We start from the raw sequence: 18,021 nt of genomic DNA, 5'->3' as shown, positions 1-18,021 counted from the left end.
CTTTCCCGGATCGAAGCAGGAGGCATGAAAAGGAAGCGGGCGGTTAGGCAGCTATATGGCAGCACCATGGTCTAAGATGACCGGCGCAGCCGTTCGGGTGTGATCAGTTGACGGAATCGTCCGGATCGGGGTCCTTGACCTTGGTGAAGAGGCTCTTCAGCGCACTGGTCTTCGCCTTCGCCACCTTGTTGGCCTTGATCGCCCGCGTGGCGGCCTTGGCCTGTTCCAGCATCATCTCGATCTGGATCTGCTGGATTTCCGTCAGGCGCTCCCATTGGCGATTAAGGAGGTGATCGACCTTTTCATGCAGGTGGCGGATTTCCAGTTCGGCCTTCAGATTGACCTTGTAGTCGTTGAGGGCTCGCAGGCGATCCTTCTCTTCCTGGCGGCGCTGGCTCATCATGATGATCGGCGCCTGGAGTGCTGCGATGGTCGACAGAACCAAGTTCAGCAGGATGAACGGATAGGCGTCGAAGGCCTGCTTTTCGCCCATGATGAGATTGATCATCATCCAGACGGCGAGAAACAGACAGAAGGAGATGATGAAGGTCCAGCTGCCACCGAAGGACGCGACGCCATCTGCCATGCGGTCGCCGATCGAGCGGTGGTCTTCGTAATCTTCTTCGATGTTTTCGGCCAGCGTATCATGCGTCTTCAGGCTTTCCACGACCTCGTCCTCGAGGGTGGAAAGCTCGCCGCGCTCGACCGTCAGCAACTCGGCGATATATTGGGCGCGATAGTCGTCCATCACCTTGCGGCTGATATAGTCGTCGGCACGAAGCTCGGGATGCTTCAGTCGCATGAAATCCGCCAGCGAGGGGCGGAGGTCATCGACATGGACGGCATCTTTTTTCTTGAGCACCTGACCGGTGATGGCGTCGATCAGCTTGACGGACTTGGCCTTCGCCTGCGCGAGACTTTTGGTATAATCGTCCATCTCCACAACGGTCGGGCTTTCGCCCTCGCCCGCGTCGAAATCGACGATACCTTCCGCCGGCTCAAAGGTCTTCGTTTCTGTCATCTAAGGGGCCTTCTTTGACGTTTTCTCGCTCATTTAGCCAATAATGCGAACAGGAATATGACTGTTAGAAGACAGGAGATATTGCGACCGATACAGGCCGCTATCTCCCATCTGCAACTTTACTCTTCCATTTGCTCCTAGCAAAATTATAGCGCCATTATCCTAAGCAACGGCAAACACCGTGCGCCAACCTTGCGATCCGTTGCGCCGAATTTTGCCAGGACCTCTAAAAACAACCGTTCCGCGCGATTTCTTAAACGTTTTCAAAAGTGTTACGTGTTTCTGCAGGAATTTCTACCGATTCAATCAGCTTTTGATTTTTCACCCCTTGACCAGGGCCGGCCGACTTCTATTTGCCGCAGTGCAACAGACATTCGTGAGAGCGAATAAATGTTAAAGTTTCAATGAATTATCGGCAGCGCGTTGGGGGCCTGTTGTCGCGGATCTTTTAAATGAGTGGAAAGGATCGCTATGCACAATCCCCCGGCAGAGGACTTGGAGTCCATCGCCCGGCAGGGCGGCCGCTTCAAGCGTATGGCTGTCAGGATACCGACTTACCTGACTGATCTCAAAGAGAATCCAGCCTGGCTGCCTATGTTCCTATTGGCCAGGACCCTGCCGTTTCGGCGCATCCATTGGCTGGCCACGCAGCAGCCCGTCAGGCTTCCGGTTTCCGGCACCTCGATGTTTGCCGGCGCCGATCGCAGCGCCATCGTCAACGCCCTGCGGACCGATGGCATCTATCCAAGCCTGATGCTGCCGGACCATATTCATCGGGAAATCGCCGAATTCGCCGCCCACACCGCCTGCTTCGGCAATTTCAACAGAAAGCTCGAATTTGTCGCAAGCGAACATAGGCAAGCGGAGGGTCGTTTCGGACGTCCGCTTCTGAGCGGACACTTCTTCGAGCGCTCGCTCGATTGCGAGGCTGTCATGGCGGTCCAGCGCGATCCGCTGCTGATCGATGTCGCCCGCCAATATCTCGGCGGGCAGGCTAAGGTAATCACCACCCGCATCTGGTGGAGCTTCCCGACGCAGGCTTCCGAGGCCGACAGAAGCCTCGCCTCGCTCGACAAATACCACTTCGATCTCGATGATTGGCGGATGCTCAAGTTCTTCTTCAATCTCGTCGATGTGGATGAGGGCACTGGTCCGCATGTCTTCGTCAAGGGAAGCCACAAGCGCCGCCGGGTTCGTCATCAGCTAACCTTGCTTGTCGGGCATCCGGCCAACGAAGTGCTCGATTATTATGGCGAGGCGAATGCGCTGACACTGACCGGCAAAGCCGGCTCCGGCTTCGTCGAAGATCCCTTCGGTTTCCATATGGGCACAGTGCCGACGCAGAAGCCGCGGCTGATGATGGAGGTGGGCTTCGGCGTCTCGAAGCCGTCGCGCCGCCGTTTCCACGGCGAACCAGTCCTGCGCTAGAGCAAGCCGAGCGAAGTCCACTGCGGTTTCGCAACAACGACAGGCGCAAAATCAAAATGCGCATTTAGCTGGCATCATGGAGCGCCTGTTATAATTGGCGCTCCCGTCTGACCGATCTCAGGCCGAGCGACTGAACCGCTTGGCAATCAGGTGGTCGAGCGCGATGCGCCCCGGCCCGCCCGCGATGATTACCAGAAAGCACGTTGCCCATGTGCCATGCGTTGGCCAGGCATCGGGATAGACGAAAATCTCGATGACCAGGGTCATGCCGAGCAGCGCCAGTGCCGACAGCCGGCTTGCCAATCCGATGACGAGCAGGAACGGGAAGAAATGCTCGCTGAAGGCGGCAATATGCGCGGCGATCCAGGGATCGACCAGCGGCAGCTTGTATTCCGTCTGAAAGAGATAGACGGCATTGTCGGTCACATGCCAGCCATCCACCTTGGTCTGGCCGGATTGCCAGAAGACGGCGGCGATCGACAAACGCGCAATGAGCGCGATCAGGTCATGCGGGATACGGTCGAGAAGCTTTAGGCCACTATAAAGTCTTTGGGGCACGGTTTCGCGTTCGGCCGGAGTGGCCGTCATCATCCGGTTCTGCATGTCGGTTCTCCCTTGCGTTCAGCGAATGGCCATGAAAGCGCCTGCCGTGAACGCACCGGCAAGATTGGCGGAAAGATCGAAATTGGCGGCTTCCGCGAGGGTCCTCTCATAGGCCTCGCCAAGGGTGACGCCCGAAAACAGCTCTTCCAGAAAGGTGGCGCCACCCGGCGGCAGGCGATGCACCTCGACGATCATCTGCGGGCGGATGACGAGAGCATCCTCGCCCGTCCAATCGCTGATATCTGCAAGCTCGATTTCGCCGGTGTTCATCGCCCATATGGTGACGGCCGGATAGGTGGAACGCGCGACCGAGGCAGAGGGGTGCGGCAGGAAAGTCAGCTCCGCCAGGCCTGCCGGCTCGATGGTCGCTACGAGTGCTGCGTCGAGCGGTACGGCATCCGCCGCATGATAGGCCCGACCCCGAAGTGCCTCCAATCGCATGACATCGGGCAGATAGGGGATTTCCCGTGTCGGTTCGAAACTCTCGACGAAATCGGGGAAATCATCGCCGTAGGCAAGTAGCAGCGGCGAGCGCGGCGGATGCAGGCGGATGAATTCATGCGCCATGGCGGCGAAGAATTCCTTACCGACGATCCGTTCCGCAGCCGGAAAGCGCGAGGCGAGCGCGCCGATCAGGCCGATGGCGACATTGTTGCGATAGACGCCGAAACGCCGTGCCGGCTGTGGGCCATTCCAGGCCGTCAATCCATCGGGGACCGCGAGATCGGGATCGATAAGCGCTGCGGCGAATTTCCTTTGCGAGGCGAGAGACATCGATCCCTCCTCAGGCTGCCCGACGTGCGGCGGCGCGCTTCAGGATGGCGTCGGCTGCTTCGGCCTCGGCCCTCAAAACCGGCCATTCCGGCACGTCGTTATCCCACTCGACCAGGCTGGCCACCGGTCCGATCCGGCCGATCAGCTCCGCGTAAAGCGCCCAGACTGGATCTTTCACCGGCGTATCGTGGCTGTCGATCAAAAGCGGCGCGCCTGAATCGTCGATGGTCTCCGAATGGCCGCTCAGATGGATCTCGCGCACCCATTGCACAGGAAAGCGCTCCAGATAAGCCCGCGCATCCATCTGGTGATTGGTGGCGGCGACGAAGACATTGTTGACGTCGAGCAGCAGGCCGCAGCCCGTGCGCCCGGCGACTTCAGTAAGAAATTCCGTTTCCTCGATCGTGCTTTCTTCGAATAGCAGGTAGGTAGCCGGATTCTCGAGCAGCATCTGGCGACCGAGGATTGTCTGCACCTGATCGATATGGGTGCAGACCTGCGAGAGCGTCGCTTTGGTATAGGGCAGGGGCAGGAGATCGTTGAGAAAGGTCGTATCGTGCGTCGACCAGGCGAGGTGCTCCGAAAAGCTTTCAGGCTCGTAGCGATCGCAGACGATCTTCAGGCGAGCAAGATGATCCTGGTCCAGCGGCTGCATTGAGCCGATTGAAAGGCCGACGCCGTGGATGGACACGGCATAATCCTCGCGCAGCTTGCGAAGCTGGGCATGTGGTGGACCGCCATCGCCCATATAGTTTTCGGCATGGACTTCGAAGAAGCCGATCGGCTGCGCGGCCGCATCGATCGCGGAAAAATGCTCCGGCTTGAAGCCGACGCCGGCGTGGCGGGGAAGTTCTGACGGTTTCATTGCAGGCCTCCGGGTGAGAGTATTTCCAGCAAAGTTACGAAGCGGTTCGCGTTCGGAAGGGGGCGGCGCTTATGAAAGGTTGCGCCGCCCATGTGTTTACGCTGTCTTGTCAGACCGGCGCCGGACCCTGCGCCAGAGTGCCGTGGCCGTTCGGCGTCTTGATTGTCTCGCAGGTTCCGGCGGGAACCAGCTTCCACGAGTTGCGCTGATAGTCGACCTTCGACGTGCCGGCGCAGGTCGTGCCGGCGCCGGCGGCGCAATCGTTCTGGCCCTTGAGGGCGACGCCGTAGCATTTTTCCTTGGCATCGGCGGCAGATGCTGTCGTTGCGCCGGCAACCAGCGTCACCGCCGCTGCGACCGATGCGGCCAGGGCGAGTGCGGACATCTTGCTCATGACAAACTCCTTACGAGAGACGATTGACGATCAATCCGGCCTCGGATCAGGCCGGGGTCAGCGAGCCGTGGCCCTTCGGGGTCTTCATCGAGGTGCAGGTGCCCGTCGGAACGAGCTTGAAGGACATCTTATCGTAGCTCATGGTCGACTTGCCGGCGCAATCATGCTTGCCGGCGGCACAATCGTTCTGGCCCTTGAGGGCGACACCATAGCATTTTTCCTTGGTATCGGCGGCCGAAGCCGGGACGGCGACGGATGCAAGTGCCGAGGCGATCGAGCCAGCAATGGCCAGGGTGAGGATGCTGTTCTTCATGGATCTGTCTCCTAGATGGATGCGAGCCGTCATTGGCTTGCATCGAGGTCTACGGAGCGTCTGGAGCGGATGTTACAGCCGTATCGGAATTTTTTTCGAGATGGCGTCATTTATATTGTGCCGGCTATCTGCTGCGGCGGGCAATAGCCGAGCAGGTGTGGCGGTGAGGCTGGAATGTGCATGGGTAGCGGACGCATCCGGCGGAGAATCTGTCGCGGAGACGAAAAGGCTTGAAAAATAGTTGCCGTTGCCGGTAACGAAAGCCTGCGGTTCCGCGTAGAGGAGATGTCGGATGAATCATTCGGCGCGCGAAGAGGAATGGGCAGTCTGGATGCGCGCGGCTATCGGCGGCGATGCGCAGGCCTATCACCGTTTCCTCACCGCTGTGACGCCGCATCTGCGCGCCATGGCACGCCGGCGCTGCGACCAGCTGGGCGCGCCGGTAAGCGAGGCCGAGGATGTGGTGCAGGAAGTGCTGCTGGCCATCCATCTGAAGCGCGGCACCTGGGATTCATCCCGCCCGATCGGACCCTGGCTGTCGACGATCGTGCGCAACAAGCTGATCGACAGCCTGAGGCGGCGCGGGCGGCATACGAGCGTACCGATCGACGACGTGATCGATTTCCTGAAGGCGGAAGAGCATACCGACGCCTTGGACCGGTTCGATGTCGATCGTATGCTGGAGCTGCTGAAGGATCCGCAGAAGACGATCGTGCGCTCGATTTCCGTCGAGGGAAGCAGCGTGCGGGAAACGGCGGGGCGGCTGAAGATGACGGAAGGAGCGGTGCGCGTGGCGCTGCACCGCGCGTTGAAGGCGCTTGCGGCCTTGTATCGGAGTGAGACCAGTGAAAACCGATGACCTCATCAATCTTTTGGCGCAGGACGCGCCGGTCCGCACGCGGATCGGCAAGGCCCTGACCATGGCGGTTATCGCGGGCATCCTCATCAGCGGCGGGCTTTTCTTCGCCGCGATCGGCTTTCGTGCCGATATCGATACAGCGATGGAGACCGTTCGCTTCCTGTTCAAGTTCGTCGTGACGATCGCACTTGCCACAACAGCGTGCGCCGTCGTCTTCCGCATCGGGCGGCCGGGCGTTTCACTGCGCCTGTGGGGCTGGACGCTGCTTTTGGCGCCCGTCCTGCTGCTTGCCGCCGCCGCTGTCGAAATGGCCGTCATGCCGGCCGACAGCTGGAGTGCGCGGATGATCGGGCACAATGCCCGCTTCTGCCTGACACTAATCCCGCTGCTGTCGATCGGGCCGCTTGCCTGCTTCCTGTTCGCCCTGCGCCAGGGCGCGCCGGAAAAGCCGGGTATTGCCGGCGCTGTCGCCGGCCTTGCCGCCAGCGGCATCGCGGCGACCTTCTACGCCTCCAACTGCACGGACGACAGCCCGCTTTTCGTCCTGCTCTGGTATCCGATCGCGATCGCCATGGTGACAGCTGTCGGATATCTACTCGGGAGGCGCCTATTGCGCTGGTGAAATAATCAATCCTAAACTTCCACCAGGGGCCATCATCTTGAGCATCGACGGTGCTCCGCCAAAAAAATGCATTTGCCTGCGTTAAACTATTTGCATCTGCGACGAATTCTATTATAGAGGCGCAGCCTTCACCGCGAAGGGTTTTATCGCCTGGCGGTCGTTGGGGAATAGTTCAATGGTAGAACGACGGACTCTGACTCCGTTAATCTTGGTTCGAGTCCAGGTTCCCCAGCCAATTTCAAGCTTCCCGATTTGAATAAACATTTTTGGTTTGCCTCTGGTCCTTGAGGCGGATATCCGTCTTCCTATGATTGAAATCTTTTCGAAGGAGAAACTACTCCTTGTCATGAGATTTGATTTGTCTTGGATTGTGTCGACAATTTAGCTGCGTGCCTAAAATGGATTTTCGATGACGATATTGGTTTCAGGTGGAGCCGGCTTTATTGGCGGAAACTTTGTACTGGACTGGCTGGAGCAACACGACGAGACGGTCGTTAACCTCGACAAGCTGACCTATGCCGGCAATCTGGATACGCTGAAGGGTTTGAAGGGCGATGACCGCCATGTGTTCGTACATGGTGATATCGGCGATCGCGAGCTGGTGAGCGATTTGCTGGCGATGCACCGGCCGCGTGCGGTCATCAATTTCGCAGCCGAAAGTCATGTCGACCGCTCCATCCATGGGCCTGGCGATTTCATCCAGACGAATATCGTCGGGACCTTCAATCTGCTGGAAGCCGTGCGCGGCTATTGGGATGGCTTGCCGGACGACGAGAAGCAAGGCTTCCGCTTTCTGCATGTCTCGACGGATGAGGTCTATGGCACGTTGTCGAAGGATGATGCACCGTTCAATGAGCTCAACCGCTATGAGCCGAACAGCCCCTATTCGGCCAGCAAGGCGGCATCCGATCATCTTGTGCGGGCCTGGCACCATACTTATGGCCTGCCTGTCCTAACGACGAACTGCAGTAACAATTACGGACCTTACCATTTTCCGGAAAAGCTGATCCCGCTGGTGATTCTGAACGCGCTTTCGGGAAAGAGCCTGCCGATCTATGGCGATGGCCAGCAGATCCGCGACTGGCTGTACGTCCGGGATCATTGCAGCGCCATTCGCCGCGTCCTGGAAGCCGGCAGGCTCGGCGAGACCTATAATGTCGGCGGCTGGAACGAGAAACCCAATCTCGATGTCGTGCATACGATCTGCGCCATCCTCGATGAGCTCAGGCCGAAGGCTGATGGCGGCCGCTACGGCGATCAGATCACCTTCGTTAGGGATCGGCCGGGTCATGACCGCCGTTATGCGATCGATGCGCGCAAGCTCGAGCGCGAACTCGGCTGGAAGCCCGCGGAAACCTTCGATACCGGCATTCGCAAGACGATCGCATGGTATCTCGAAAACCAGGGCTGGGTCCGTAACGTCACCAGTGGTGCCTATCGTGAATGGGTCGGCAAGCAGTACGAGGTTGAGTTGTGAGCGCCATTCTGGTCACCGGCGCCAATGGGCAGGTTGGTTTCGAATTGCGGCGCTCTCTGGCGCCGCTCGGCACGATAAGCGCAGTGACACGCGCCGAAATGGATCTGGCCAGCGAAAGAAGCATCCTTGCCGCGCTCGACGAGCATAAACCCGGCATCATCGTCAATCCGGCTGCTTATACGGCGGTGGATCGGGCCGAGAGCGATAAAGAGCTGGCGATGGCGGTCAATGCTACCGCTCCGGGGATACTGGCGCGCTGGGCGGCCGATAACGACGTCTTGTTGATCCATTACTCGACGGACTATGTCTTCGACGGCACGAAGGTCGATCCCTATCAGGAAGAGGATGCGGTCAATCCACAGTCCGTCTATGGCGAGAGCAAATGGCTGGGCGAGCAGGCGGTGCGTGCCTCCGGTGCTCGTCACGCTATACTGCGGACAAGCTGGGTCTATGGTCACCCTGGAAGCAATTTCCTGAAGACCATCCTGCGCCTTGCAGGCGAACGCAGCTCGCTGAATGTGGTCGCTGACCAGATCGGCGCGCCAACCTCAGCAGCCTTGATCGCGGATGTCACGCGCACGGTGATCGAGCACATGACGGCTTCGCGAGTTCCAGGCGACTTCTCGGGGACCTATCACCTCACAGCACAGGGCAGCACTTCCTGGTATGGCTACGCCGCGCATATCGTTCGTGAGGCATTGGCAGCAAACGTTAGGCTTGCGCTGTCTCTCGATGCGCTGAAACCGATATCGACAGCAGAATATCCGACCCCTGCCAACCGGCCGGCCAATTCGCGGCTGGATTGTCGAAAGCTGATGGATCGCTTCGATATCGCTCTTCCCGAGTGGCAGACGGGTGTCGATGAAGTGGTGGCGACGCTGCAGCCCGTAAAGAATTGAAGATCGACGACCTGGTCGCCACAGATGGAAAGAAGACGAGACGCAGGATCATGACGAAGGCACGCAAAGGAATCATACTCGCCGGCGGATCGGGAACGCGGCTCTATCCGTTGACACTTGCGGTCAGCAAGCAGCTTCTGCCGATATACGACAAGCCGATGATCTACTATCCGCTGACGACTTTGATGTTGGCGGGTATCCGCGAGATCCTCATCATCTCGACGCCGCAGGACACGCCCCGTTTCGAGCAATTGCTCGGCGATGGCAGCCAATGGGGCATTAAGCTTGACTATGCGGTGCAGCCCAGCCCCGACGGTCTTGCCCAGGCCTTCCTGATCGGCGAAGCGTTTCTGGATGGCGCGCCGTCTGCCCTGGTTCTGGGAGACAACATCTTCTACGGGCACGATTTTACCCGATTGCTGCACGAGGCGACCGCCAAGGAAACGGGGGCGACAGTCTTTGCCTATCACGTGCTGGACCCACAGCGCTACGGTGTGGTCGAGTTCGATCCGAGCGGCCGGGCAATCAGCCTAGAAGAGAAGCCGAAGATTCCAAAAAGCAGTTATGCGGTCACCGGCCTTTATTTCTACGATGAAGGCGTCGTCGATGTTGCGAAATCCCTCCGACCGTCGCTGCGCGGAGAGTTGGAGATCACCGATGTCAATGTTCACTATCTCAAGGCCGGCCGGCTGGACGTCCAGACCATGGGCCGCGGTTATGCCTGGCTTGACACCGGAACGCATGAATCGATGCTGGAGGCTAGCCATTACATTGCGACCATCGAAAATCGACAAGGCCTGAAGGTTGCATGCCCCGAGGAGATTGCCTATCGAAACGGCTGGATCAGTGCATCTGATGTCGAGGCGCTTGCCGATCCCCTGAAGAAGAATGCCTATGGGCAATATCTCCTCGGGATCTTGCGCGAGCGGGTGTTTTAACTACGGCTCGTTTTACGCTGGATCTCCCGCGCAAACAATCCGAGCAGGATGACGAATGAAAGCCATCGATACAGCCATCCCCGATGTCAAGATCATCGAACCGACGGTGTTTGCAGATGATCGCGGCTTCTTCTTCGAAAGCTTCAGCAAGGCGAAGTTCGAAGCAGCGATCGACCGTAGCGCCGATTTCGTGCAGGACAATCATAGCCGGTCGGGCAGGGGTGTCCTACGCGGTCTCCACTATCAGCTGCCGCCGCATGCGCAGGCGAAGCTGGTGCGAGTGGTGGTCGGCGAAGTCTATGACGTTGCTGTTGACATCAGGAAATCCTCACCGACATTCGGCCAATGGGTCGGCGTTCTTCTGTCTGCGGAGAATAAGCGCCAGCTGTGGATCCCGGAGGGCTTTGCCCATGGCTTCCTGACATTGAGCGACCATGTCGAGTTTCTCTACAAGACCACCAACTATTACGCGTCGGAGAGCGATCGCGGCATCTGCTGGGACGATCCGCAGATCGCGATCGACTGGAAGGTGACGGAGGCGCTCACGTTCTCCGCCAAAGATCGGCAGCAACCGTTGTTGGCGGATGCCGAGCTATTCGACTGATATCGGCTTCGATATCAGACCCGATTGTAATCGTCGCTGAGCCTAATGATATCGTTCTCATCGAGCAGCTCGCCGTATTGAATTTCGATGAAAACTAACGGTTTATCTCCGGTGCAGGAAACCCGGTGCGTCGCCTTCAGCGGAATATCGACCGTATGTCCGAGCTGAAGAGCGTGTTCCGTTCCGTCGATCTCGGCAACGCCATATCCTGAAACGGCAGTCCAACGTTCGGAGCGATGGTTGTGATATTGCAGCGACAGGCGCTCCCCGGGGTTCACGACAATGCGTTTGACGACGTGGCTATCACCGATATCGAGCACATGCCATGTGCCCCAAGGGCGCTGATCATTGTCACCAACCTTGTATAAGCTTCCCGACTTCACTGAGATTTCCTTTATGACAAGTCGATCGGCGACCGCGCGACCGAAAATAATGCGCGGAATTAATTCACCGGTGCCGGCAGAGCAAGGGTTTTCTGCCAACGGTGACAGAAAGCGCCTTCTTGTATGCTGCCATCCGACTTGCTTAAGCACGCTAGTTCATAATTAGCCGGCCCGCTGTGCGGTCGACGTCGATGCCGCCGGAATATGCCGCCCATGGGTCTGGAGATTTCGTGGATTCTGGTGTTTTCTCCGACTCAACGATGCTCGAGGTGACGCAGCGATCGCTTTTCGATACAGGAGTGGAATGCGCGTTTTACATTTTTTCAAAACATATTGGCCCGACACGTTCGGTGGGGTTGAACGGACCATTCATGCGATCGCCAAGGGAACCGCCAAATATGGCATAGAATCAGATGTTCTCTCACTCAGCAAAACACCGTTGGAAAACAGTGTCGAATTCGACGGTCATATGGCGCATAAGGCTAAGCTCGATTTCGAATTCGCATCCACCGGCTTTTCGCGCGAGACGTTCGGAAGATTTCGGGAACTGAGCCAGAAGGCCGACATCGTCCACTATCACTTCCCGTGGCCACTGATGGATATCGTCCATCTGACCGTTCCCCCCGGTAAGCCAACCGTCGTGACCTATCATTCCGACATCGTGAAGCAGAAGGTTCTGCTGAAATTCTATAAGCCGTTGATGTTTCGCTTTTTGAAAAACGTCGACCGTATTGTTGCTACATCTCCCAACTACCTCTTGTCGAGCGACGTCCTGGAAAGGTTCAAATCCAAGACGACAGTGATCCCGTTGGGTCTGGATGAAGCAGACTATCCGAAACCGGATGAAGCGATGCTAGCCCGTTGGCGCGGAAGGCTTCCCGATCGCTTCCTTTTATTCGTCGGCGTGCTGCGATATTACAAGGGGGTTCATATCCTGCTGGAGGCTGCTAAACGCAATGGCCTCGATATCGTGATCGTCGGCAGTGGGCCGCTGGAGGCCGAACTGAAACAGGCTGCCGGGCAAAATCAGCACAATATCCATTTTCTCGGATCTCTGTCGGACAACGACAAGATCGCTCTACTCGAGCTTTGTGCGGGGTTGGTGTTTCCCTCGCATCTTCGCTCCGAGGCATTCGGACTTTCTCTGGTCGAAGCGGCAATGTTTGGCAAGCCGATGATTTCGTGTGAAATCGGCACGGGGACAAGCTATGTCAACCTGGACAGCCTGACTGGGTTTGTGGTGCCACCCAACGATGTGGATGCTCTGTCGAACGCTATGAAGTCCATTTGGGATGACGAGCAAAAGACTGCCGCGCTAGGTGCTGCGGCGCGTGACCGCTATCTAGCATGTTTTACGGCAGAGAAGATGTGTTCACAATATTATCGTCTCTATCGCGAGTTGATCGGCTGAGTGATAAATTGAATTTGGGACTACAAACCCGATATCGATTCGCAGCCGGATATACGGTTGCGCCAAAATCGATCGGCTCACGTCAGATTGGGCAGAGCGACCTAAACTGCCCTTCGAACCGGAACAGAGGATAGTTCTTTTGGTGACGCCAATCGCCACAAGACAGACGAAATCGTCCTATAGAGAAGATTATCGCTATCGAATTGGATTTGATAAAGTCGGTCTTTTAGGTCTACGTCTTCACTGAGGGGGACATGTTGTTGTGAGATGTGCCAACCTTCCAGAGTTCGGCCATGGCTTTCACCGACGCTATCGTTGCGTGATTGATATCGCCGACATGAAGTTCGTAAAATTTGCCCCTGATATGAGACCAGCACGCGACCAGAGTGATGGTCTCATTGCGACCGGCCTTGACCAGGCTTGTATAGGCTCCCTGTCCAACAACCTGGGGATGCGGGTGATGTCGCTCGGGCTCCGCGCAACACAGCGCGCACCGGGCTGTCTTCAACCGACAGGCTACTTGCGCACAAGAAGAGCCGTACGCAGAAACGTCCCGTGGTTACCTGCTTCAAAGACGGTAATCTCGCGTTTTTTAAGGGGATTATCGTCTTTGAAGCAGGCAACTTCCCGAATGCAATTTCTAAAAAAATAGCATGTCGTGAGGCGCACCATTGACTCGAAATATTCGAATGTTCTATTTGCGGGGGTATGAGGCGAACTGTGTTTGGCCGAACACAAAGATCACGCTTTTGTTTCAGCGGACGATATCTGAAATAATTTCTAGATGGACTAAGGTCTATTAGCGGAGTAGCTCGGTGGAGCAGAACAATATAGAGTCGCAGATTAAATCGGCGATAAGGCAGCCAAAGTTTCTGGTGGTATCAAGCTACAGAAGAGCCTGTGGGATAGCGCAGTATGTCGAATTCCTCGAACTCCCCTTGCGGGATCAAGTTGACTTCGATGTAGAAATCGCGGCGTTGCCGGTCGATCTGTTGAGATCTCAATCTCCTTATGCGAGAGCTGCGGCAATAAAAGAATTTAAGGAAATACTGTTAAAAGTCGATCAGGCCGATGTCGTAAATATTCAGCTTGAACCAGGGCTCTTCGGTTTCACGCCGAGACAAATTTGGCGCAATCTCAACGCCATAATCGCACGAAGCAAGAAAGTAATTATCACATATCACACTGTCCCCCCTATGGACGCAGAGCGGTTTCGGCTCAGCCGGGCGGGCCTTCTTAACTATCTTCGTGATTGGCGCGGAAACTATGTCTTCAACAGACTTTTTGCGAAGGTTCGAAAGAACCCCAAAAAGTTCCAACACATTGTGCAAACCGCGAGGGAAGCAAAAAATTTCGGGTTACAAGGCATACCCGGTGACACTATAACCCACCGGCCGCTCGCGTTCGTGAGCGAACCCGTACGACGGGAGATGAGTCATGAGGCCGCTAAGACAGAAGTTTCGATGCGAATGAATATTGAGGCAGGTGTGCTGCTGGGCTGCTTCGGCTTTTTGTCTCAGTATAAGGGGATCGAAGTCGCAATCAGAGCGCTGGCCAATTTGCCTGATAACCATCACCTTCTTATTGTTGGCGGTCTGCATCCCGAGGGGGTGCAGAAAGGAAACGTTGAACAGCCCTATATCACGAAATTGATCAGGGAGATCGATAAGCATAGAGTGATGAAGGGTCGTGTTCATTTTTGCGGCGCGCTCGACAATGATGAATTCAATCAGGTTATGCTGGCCTGCGACGCAGTAATTCTCCCTTACGCCGAGGTAGGTCAAACTTCCTCCGGTCCCGCTGCGTTGGCCCTCGACATGAGGCGTCCGCTGTATTGCTCTCACACAAAATGTTTCAGCGAATTGGATCGCTACCAGCCTGGCTCGGTGACTTTTTTTGAAGTTGGCAATCATATAGAGTTGGCTCAAAAACTGGCTAAACGCGAGGGAGATGCCCCCAGCCGTATTGATGCCCGGGCGAGATATTTAGAGAAATATAGCGTTGAACATAGAGCGGCCGCCTATTTCGTTGCTGCAAAACGACTCTTGCAGGGATAGAAAGCAGATGAACGGTAATGACTGGCGGTGGGTCGAGCGCGATTTTCTAACAGATTTGCGCATTTTGATTTCGCAGCGTAACCTCGCGTGGCAAATTCACCTGGCCGACATTGCTGAGAACAAGCGTAATTCCGGACTGGGGTTGATAGCGCCTTTCATTTCTGTTCTTATTCATGTGCTATTGTTGGGTTCTGTCATGGGGCTTGTGTTTCATGAGCCCTTGGTATCGTTTATTCCTTTTTTTTCAATTTCTTTTTCTATTTGGCAGAGTGTATCTATATTTGTGTCGGATGTCTCTTTCTCCAATGAGAAGGCCAGTCGATATCTCTCTTTTCCGAACGTGTCTGGGTATATAAGTAATCTTGTTTCCACATATGACTTTGTAATCGCTTTAATTCTCAAACTATGTGCGTCATTACTAATAATAATTTTTGTAAATCCCGGGATTTTAACTAACGCTAATTACCTTGCTTTTTGCTCTGGAATTATTTTATTGACGCTCGTTTTAATTAGCTGGTCCCTTCCGCTGTCGTATCTATTCGACAGGGTTCGACTACTTCGGGGATTCCTACCCCAAATACTGTTTGCAGTGTATCTTGTCACGCCGATACTTTGGTCACCCGACCGAATACAGTCCCACAAATGGGTCGTTGACTTTAATCCTGTATATCAAATCATCGAAGTTGCTCGCGCACCGATCATACAAGGTACTTTCCCAATAGGCTCTAGCTTCGTTTGCTTGGCGTTGATCGTTGCCGGCATAGGTTTGTCTTATATTGTTTTCCCGTTGAACAGGAATTTAGTGGTTTACCGATGGGTGGCGTAAATTGATCCACAGTCGAGAGGTCGTTATTCGTATTTCAAACGCCACCGTAGAGATTCCGCTACGGGGCGTAAAAGCAAGTGCTACGGCGGAAGATACCCGGATCGTGCGCAAACCTAACGGCTCTTTGGCATTGAGAGCACTTGATAGGGTTTCGCTTGAGGTGCGTCGAGGTGAACGAGTTGGAATAATTGGCGGTAACGGTAACGGTAAAACTACTCTGCTGAAGCTAATAGGGGGTATGCTCCCCGCAGTCGAAGGCGTTGTGGAGGTGCGCGGTTCCATTCGTTCCCTGCTGACGATTGGGGCGGGAACCGTTCCGGCACTCACTGGGCGACAAAACGTCATGATGCGGTATGCGTTGCTTGGGATTAAGGGTATTTCCCGGGAAGAATATATTTCGGATGTAGCGGAGTTCGCGGAACTGGGCGCGTTCTTCGACATGCCGATTGGCACCTATTCCCCCGGGATGCAAAGTCGACTGCAGTTCGCAATGAGCACCGTTGAACCCGCGGACATCTTATTGTTAGACGAATGGATTGGTGTGGCAGACCAAGCCTTCCAGGAAAAGGCGAATAAGCGGCTGGAACAATATATTGAAAAAAATGAGGGTTTTCTCTTTGCCTCTCATAATGCAGAGCTATTAAAAAAAATGACAAACAGAACCATTGAGCTAAAGAACGGGAAAATTGCTTCCGATCAAGCTTTAGATGAGGACCCTCGGGTTAATATCCAGAAACTGAATGTGGTTTAAACCTGAAATCCCGTCCTGGTAGGTACTTTTATGATTAGAACAATAGCGTCGGCGGTAAATAGAGTTAAGGGTATTGCGTCCATGTGCGCGGCTGCGCCCGAACATGCAAAGCAGGCGCTCGTTAATCTTCTCGCGCTCCGTGATTCTGTTGAAGAAATTAATGGCAGGGTAAGCGAACTCTATTCGAAGTCAGCTAATACGCACGCGATATCATATCTGGGTCGAGATTTGTGTCTGGTGAAAACGAAATGGGGCGGTTATGTAGTCGTACCGGGCTATAATGTAGATGTCGCAGTGGGAATAATCCGCGACGGTATTCATGAGCCCTGGACAACTAGGCTTGTTCAAGAATCTCTTAGTCGCGGGCAAACCTACGTTAACGTAGGTGCGAACTTCGGCTATTACACCAGCCTGGGGGGGGTAATAGTTGGAAGTGAGGGAAAGGTTTTTTCTTTCGAGGCAAACCCGTCAGTATTTGCGGTGCTTCTAAAAACAATAATGTTTGCGGGAATTCCAGATCGAGTAATTGCTTTCAACCGAGCTGCTTATCGCGTCAGTGGTTCAGACATAGGCTTTTTTTTCGACCATCAGTTCGCCGGTGGCGGCCATCTGGAATTCGACGGTGACGATAAGCCGGGTATTGGCGACGGCTTTTGGTCGGCGGATTCTATCGCCTCGATTATTGATTCTGATGGCAGGTGGGTTGCGGCCAAAGGGATCATGAATTCGTTTAAGGCTAGAACGCTTGCGTTGGACGACGTGCTAGGGGGCATTTGCGTGGATCTGCTACATTGCGACGTCGAAGCTGCGGAGCCCTATGTGATCGAAGGTGCGAGGAGCACGATTAGGAATTCGCCCAAATTGCGCATTATTTTTGAGTGGTCAGGACATAGTTTCCTTCGTGGATCAGACGAGTATCGAGAGACGGTCAAAGGAATGTGGGACTTTTTAGCGACAGAGGGTTTTTCCATTCGCCGACTTACACCTTATGTTCATTCTGATGGCGGGATCGAACTTTCTGGCCCCCTCTCATACGAGGGTTTTATCGCCGGTGAGCACGGCGATTATTTAGCTACCAGAAGTCTCCTTTAGGCCGTGTCCCCATAATAGGGTTCATGTTGGTGCTGGAGTGTGTTCAATCTCCGGGAAAGGCGATTGCCATGCGCCGCCATGAATTGACCGAGGAGGAATGGGCGGTTATCGCGCCCTTGCTGCTGACCAATAGCCGTGGAATTGAGCGAGGAGATGACCGCCGGGTGATCAACGGTATTCCATGGCGCTTCCGGACTGGCTCATCCTGGCGTGATGTGCCGGAGCGCTATGGTTCGCGCAGCCCGTTCGGCTGGAACTGAGCGCGGGTCAGACCGCCGATGCTCCCATGGCTGAAAAGTTGCTGAGCGATATGCAGCCCGGATCGACACTCCTTGCAGACAAGGCCCATGAGACCGCCGCGATCCGCAACTTTGCCAAGCAACGCAAGTGCCGGGCAAACATCCCCGCCAAGCCAACCGCAAACAGACCTTCTGCTTCAGCCGTTGGGTCTATCGCCAGCGCAATCTGGTGGAGCGTTTCTTCAATCGCATCAAACAGATGTGTGGTCTGGCAACGCGATACGACAGACGTGCTGACAACTACCTGGCCGGACTCAAACTCGCCGCAACGAGGATATTGATCGCTTCAGCTGATGAGTCCGTGTCCTAACATTACAGTTGCACATTTATCCATGGTCTGAATCTATAGGTCTCCATGATTCGGAGGTCATGGATGATTGGTGCATCAATCGAGACGACGCTGGA

At 55.4% G+C, this 18,021-nt stretch carries 19 protein-coding genes, 1 tRNA gene and 1 pseudogene; 14 read left to right on the top strand and 7 right to left on the bottom strand.

What is annotated here, in order from left to right:
* Positions 1-103: 103 nt before the first annotated feature.
* On the bottom strand, positions 104-1,021 hold the full coding sequence (locus FHX05_RS24020; RefSeq protein WP_183874973.1) for a DUF1003 domain-containing protein: 918 nt from the start codon (positions 1,019-1,021) through the stop codon (positions 104-106).
* A 471-nt stretch (positions 1,022-1,492) separates the two neighbouring features.
* On the opposite strand from FHX05_RS24020, the gene FHX05_RS24015 reads away from it, so the two are divergent.
* On the top strand, positions 1,493-2,449 hold the full coding sequence (locus tag FHX05_RS24015) for a phytanoyl-CoA dioxygenase family protein (protein WP_183874971.1): 957 nt from the start codon (positions 1,493-1,495) through the stop codon (positions 2,447-2,449).
* Positions 2,450-2,566: 117 nt separating this feature from the next.
* Here the strand turns inward: FHX05_RS24015 and FHX05_RS24010 are convergent, their stop codons facing one another.
* The 5 genes from FHX05_RS24010 to FHX05_RS23990 all read right to left on the bottom strand — a co-directional run bounded on the left by FHX05_RS24010 (position 2,567) and on the right by FHX05_RS23990 (position 5,398).
* Positions 2,567-3,052: a DoxX family protein gene (locus FHX05_RS24010; RefSeq protein ID WP_183874969.1), complete on the bottom strand. Its 486-nt coding sequence runs from the start codon at positions 3,050-3,052 to the stop codon at positions 2,567-2,569.
* Between the two features lie 18 nt (positions 3,053-3,070).
* Positions 3,071-3,826 (bottom strand): DNA-binding domain-containing protein, encoded by a 756-nt coding sequence (locus FHX05_RS24005; protein WP_183874968.1) that lies wholly within the window; start codon positions 3,824-3,826, stop codon positions 3,071-3,073.
* Positions 3,827-3,836: 10 nt separating this feature from the next.
* Positions 3,837-4,691, bottom strand: a complete 855-nt coding sequence (locus FHX05_RS24000; RefSeq protein ID WP_183874966.1) for a DUF692 domain-containing protein — start codon at positions 4,689-4,691, stop codon at positions 3,837-3,839.
* 109 nt (positions 4,692-4,800) lie between these two features.
* Positions 4,801-5,085, bottom strand: coding sequence for a DUF2282 domain-containing protein (locus FHX05_RS23995; protein WP_112415536.1), 285 nt, complete (start codon positions 5,083-5,085; stop codon positions 4,801-4,803).
* 46 nt (positions 5,086-5,131) lie between these two features.
* On the bottom strand, positions 5,132-5,398 hold the full coding sequence (locus tag FHX05_RS23990; protein WP_092718462.1) for a DUF2282 domain-containing protein: 267 nt from the start codon (positions 5,396-5,398) through the stop codon (positions 5,132-5,134).
* Between the two features lie 292 nt (positions 5,399-5,690).
* Between FHX05_RS23990 and FHX05_RS23985 the strand changes: the two genes are divergently transcribed.
* The 7 genes from FHX05_RS23985 (at position 5,691) to rfbC (ending at position 10,797) form a co-directional block, all read left to right on the top strand.
* Positions 5,691-6,257 (top strand): sigma-70 family RNA polymerase sigma factor, encoded by a 567-nt coding sequence (locus tag FHX05_RS23985; RefSeq protein ID WP_112410523.1) that lies wholly within the window; start codon positions 5,691-5,693, stop codon positions 6,255-6,257.
* On the top strand, positions 6,244-6,879 hold the full coding sequence (locus FHX05_RS23980) for an NrsF family protein (protein WP_183874964.1): 636 nt from the start codon (positions 6,244-6,246) through the stop codon (positions 6,877-6,879). Before FHX05_RS23985 ends, FHX05_RS23980 begins: the two co-directional genes overlap by 14 nt.
* Positions 6,880-7,040: 161 nt before the next feature.
* Positions 7,041-7,114 (top strand) — tRNA-Gln (locus FHX05_RS23975).
* A 174-nt stretch (positions 7,115-7,288) separates the two neighbouring features.
* Positions 7,289-8,356 (top strand): dTDP-glucose 4,6-dehydratase, encoded by a 1,068-nt coding sequence (rfbB, locus tag FHX05_RS23970; RefSeq protein WP_183874962.1) that lies wholly within the window; start codon positions 7,289-7,291, stop codon positions 8,354-8,356.
* The gene (rfbD, locus tag FHX05_RS23965) at positions 8,353-9,255 is read left to right on the top strand and encodes a dTDP-4-dehydrorhamnose reductase (protein ID WP_183874960.1); all 903 of its coding nucleotides are present in this window, start codon (positions 8,353-8,355) and stop codon (positions 9,253-9,255) included. The genes rfbB and rfbD overlap by 4 nt, the downstream gene beginning before the upstream one ends.
* A 50-nt stretch (positions 9,256-9,305) precedes the next feature.
* Positions 9,306-10,193, top strand: a complete 888-nt coding sequence (gene rfbA, locus FHX05_RS23960) for a glucose-1-phosphate thymidylyltransferase RfbA (RefSeq protein ID WP_183874958.1) — start codon at positions 9,306-9,308, stop codon at positions 10,191-10,193.
* A 55-nt stretch (positions 10,194-10,248) separates the two neighbouring features.
* Positions 10,249-10,797 (top strand): dTDP-4-dehydrorhamnose 3,5-epimerase, encoded by a 549-nt coding sequence (gene rfbC, locus FHX05_RS23955; protein ID WP_183874956.1) that lies wholly within the window; start codon positions 10,249-10,251, stop codon positions 10,795-10,797.
* A 14-nt stretch (positions 10,798-10,811) separates the two neighbouring features.
* On the opposite strand, the gene FHX05_RS23950 is transcribed toward rfbC, so the two are convergent.
* Entirely contained in the window at positions 10,812-11,330 is a 519-nt protein-coding gene (locus tag FHX05_RS23950; protein WP_348648335.1) for a phosphomannose isomerase type II C-terminal cupin domain, read from the bottom strand.
* Positions 11,331-11,484: 154 nt separating this feature from the next.
* Here FHX05_RS23950 and FHX05_RS23945 point away from each other — a divergent pair, with 154 nt between their 5' ends.
* The 6 genes and pseudogenes from FHX05_RS23945 (at position 11,485) to FHX05_RS23920 (ending at position 17,926) form a co-directional block, all read left to right on the top strand.
* Entirely contained in the window at positions 11,485-12,591 is a 1,107-nt protein-coding gene (locus FHX05_RS23945) for a glycosyltransferase family 4 protein (protein WP_183874954.1), read from the top strand.
* A gap of 815 nt (positions 12,592-13,406) precedes the next feature.
* Positions 13,407-14,648 carry a hypothetical protein gene (locus FHX05_RS23940; protein WP_183874953.1) on the top strand — a complete coding sequence of 414 codons (1,242 nt, stop codon included), beginning with the start codon at positions 13,407-13,409 and terminating at the stop codon, positions 14,646-14,648.
* 7 nt (positions 14,649-14,655) lie between these two features.
* Complete coding sequence (locus tag FHX05_RS23935; RefSeq protein ID WP_183874951.1) at positions 14,656-15,474, top strand: ABC transporter permease; 819 nt, start codon at positions 14,656-14,658, stop codon at positions 15,472-15,474.
* 1 nt (position 15,475) lies between these two features.
* The gene (locus FHX05_RS23930) at positions 15,476-16,225 is read left to right on the top strand and encodes an ATP-binding cassette domain-containing protein (RefSeq protein ID WP_210294977.1); all 750 of its coding nucleotides are present in this window, start codon (positions 15,476-15,478) and stop codon (positions 16,223-16,225) included.
* Between the two features lie 81 nt (positions 16,226-16,306).
* A complete protein-coding gene (locus FHX05_RS23925) occupies positions 16,307-17,317 on the top strand; it encodes an FkbM family methyltransferase (RefSeq protein WP_183874949.1) in 1,011 nt (336 codons plus the stop codon).
* A 62-nt stretch (positions 17,318-17,379) separates the two neighbouring features.
* Positions 17,380-17,926: pseudogene (locus tag FHX05_RS23920) on the top strand (transposase).
* Positions 17,927-18,021: the final 95 nt, after the last annotated feature.

Origin of the sequence: Rhizobium sp. BK491, from assembly GCF_014194925.1 — a bacterium.
Lineage (GTDB): Bacteria > Pseudomonadota > Alphaproteobacteria > Rhizobiales > Rhizobiaceae > Rhizobium.
This window is presented reverse-complemented; position numbering and strand designations above follow the sequence as displayed.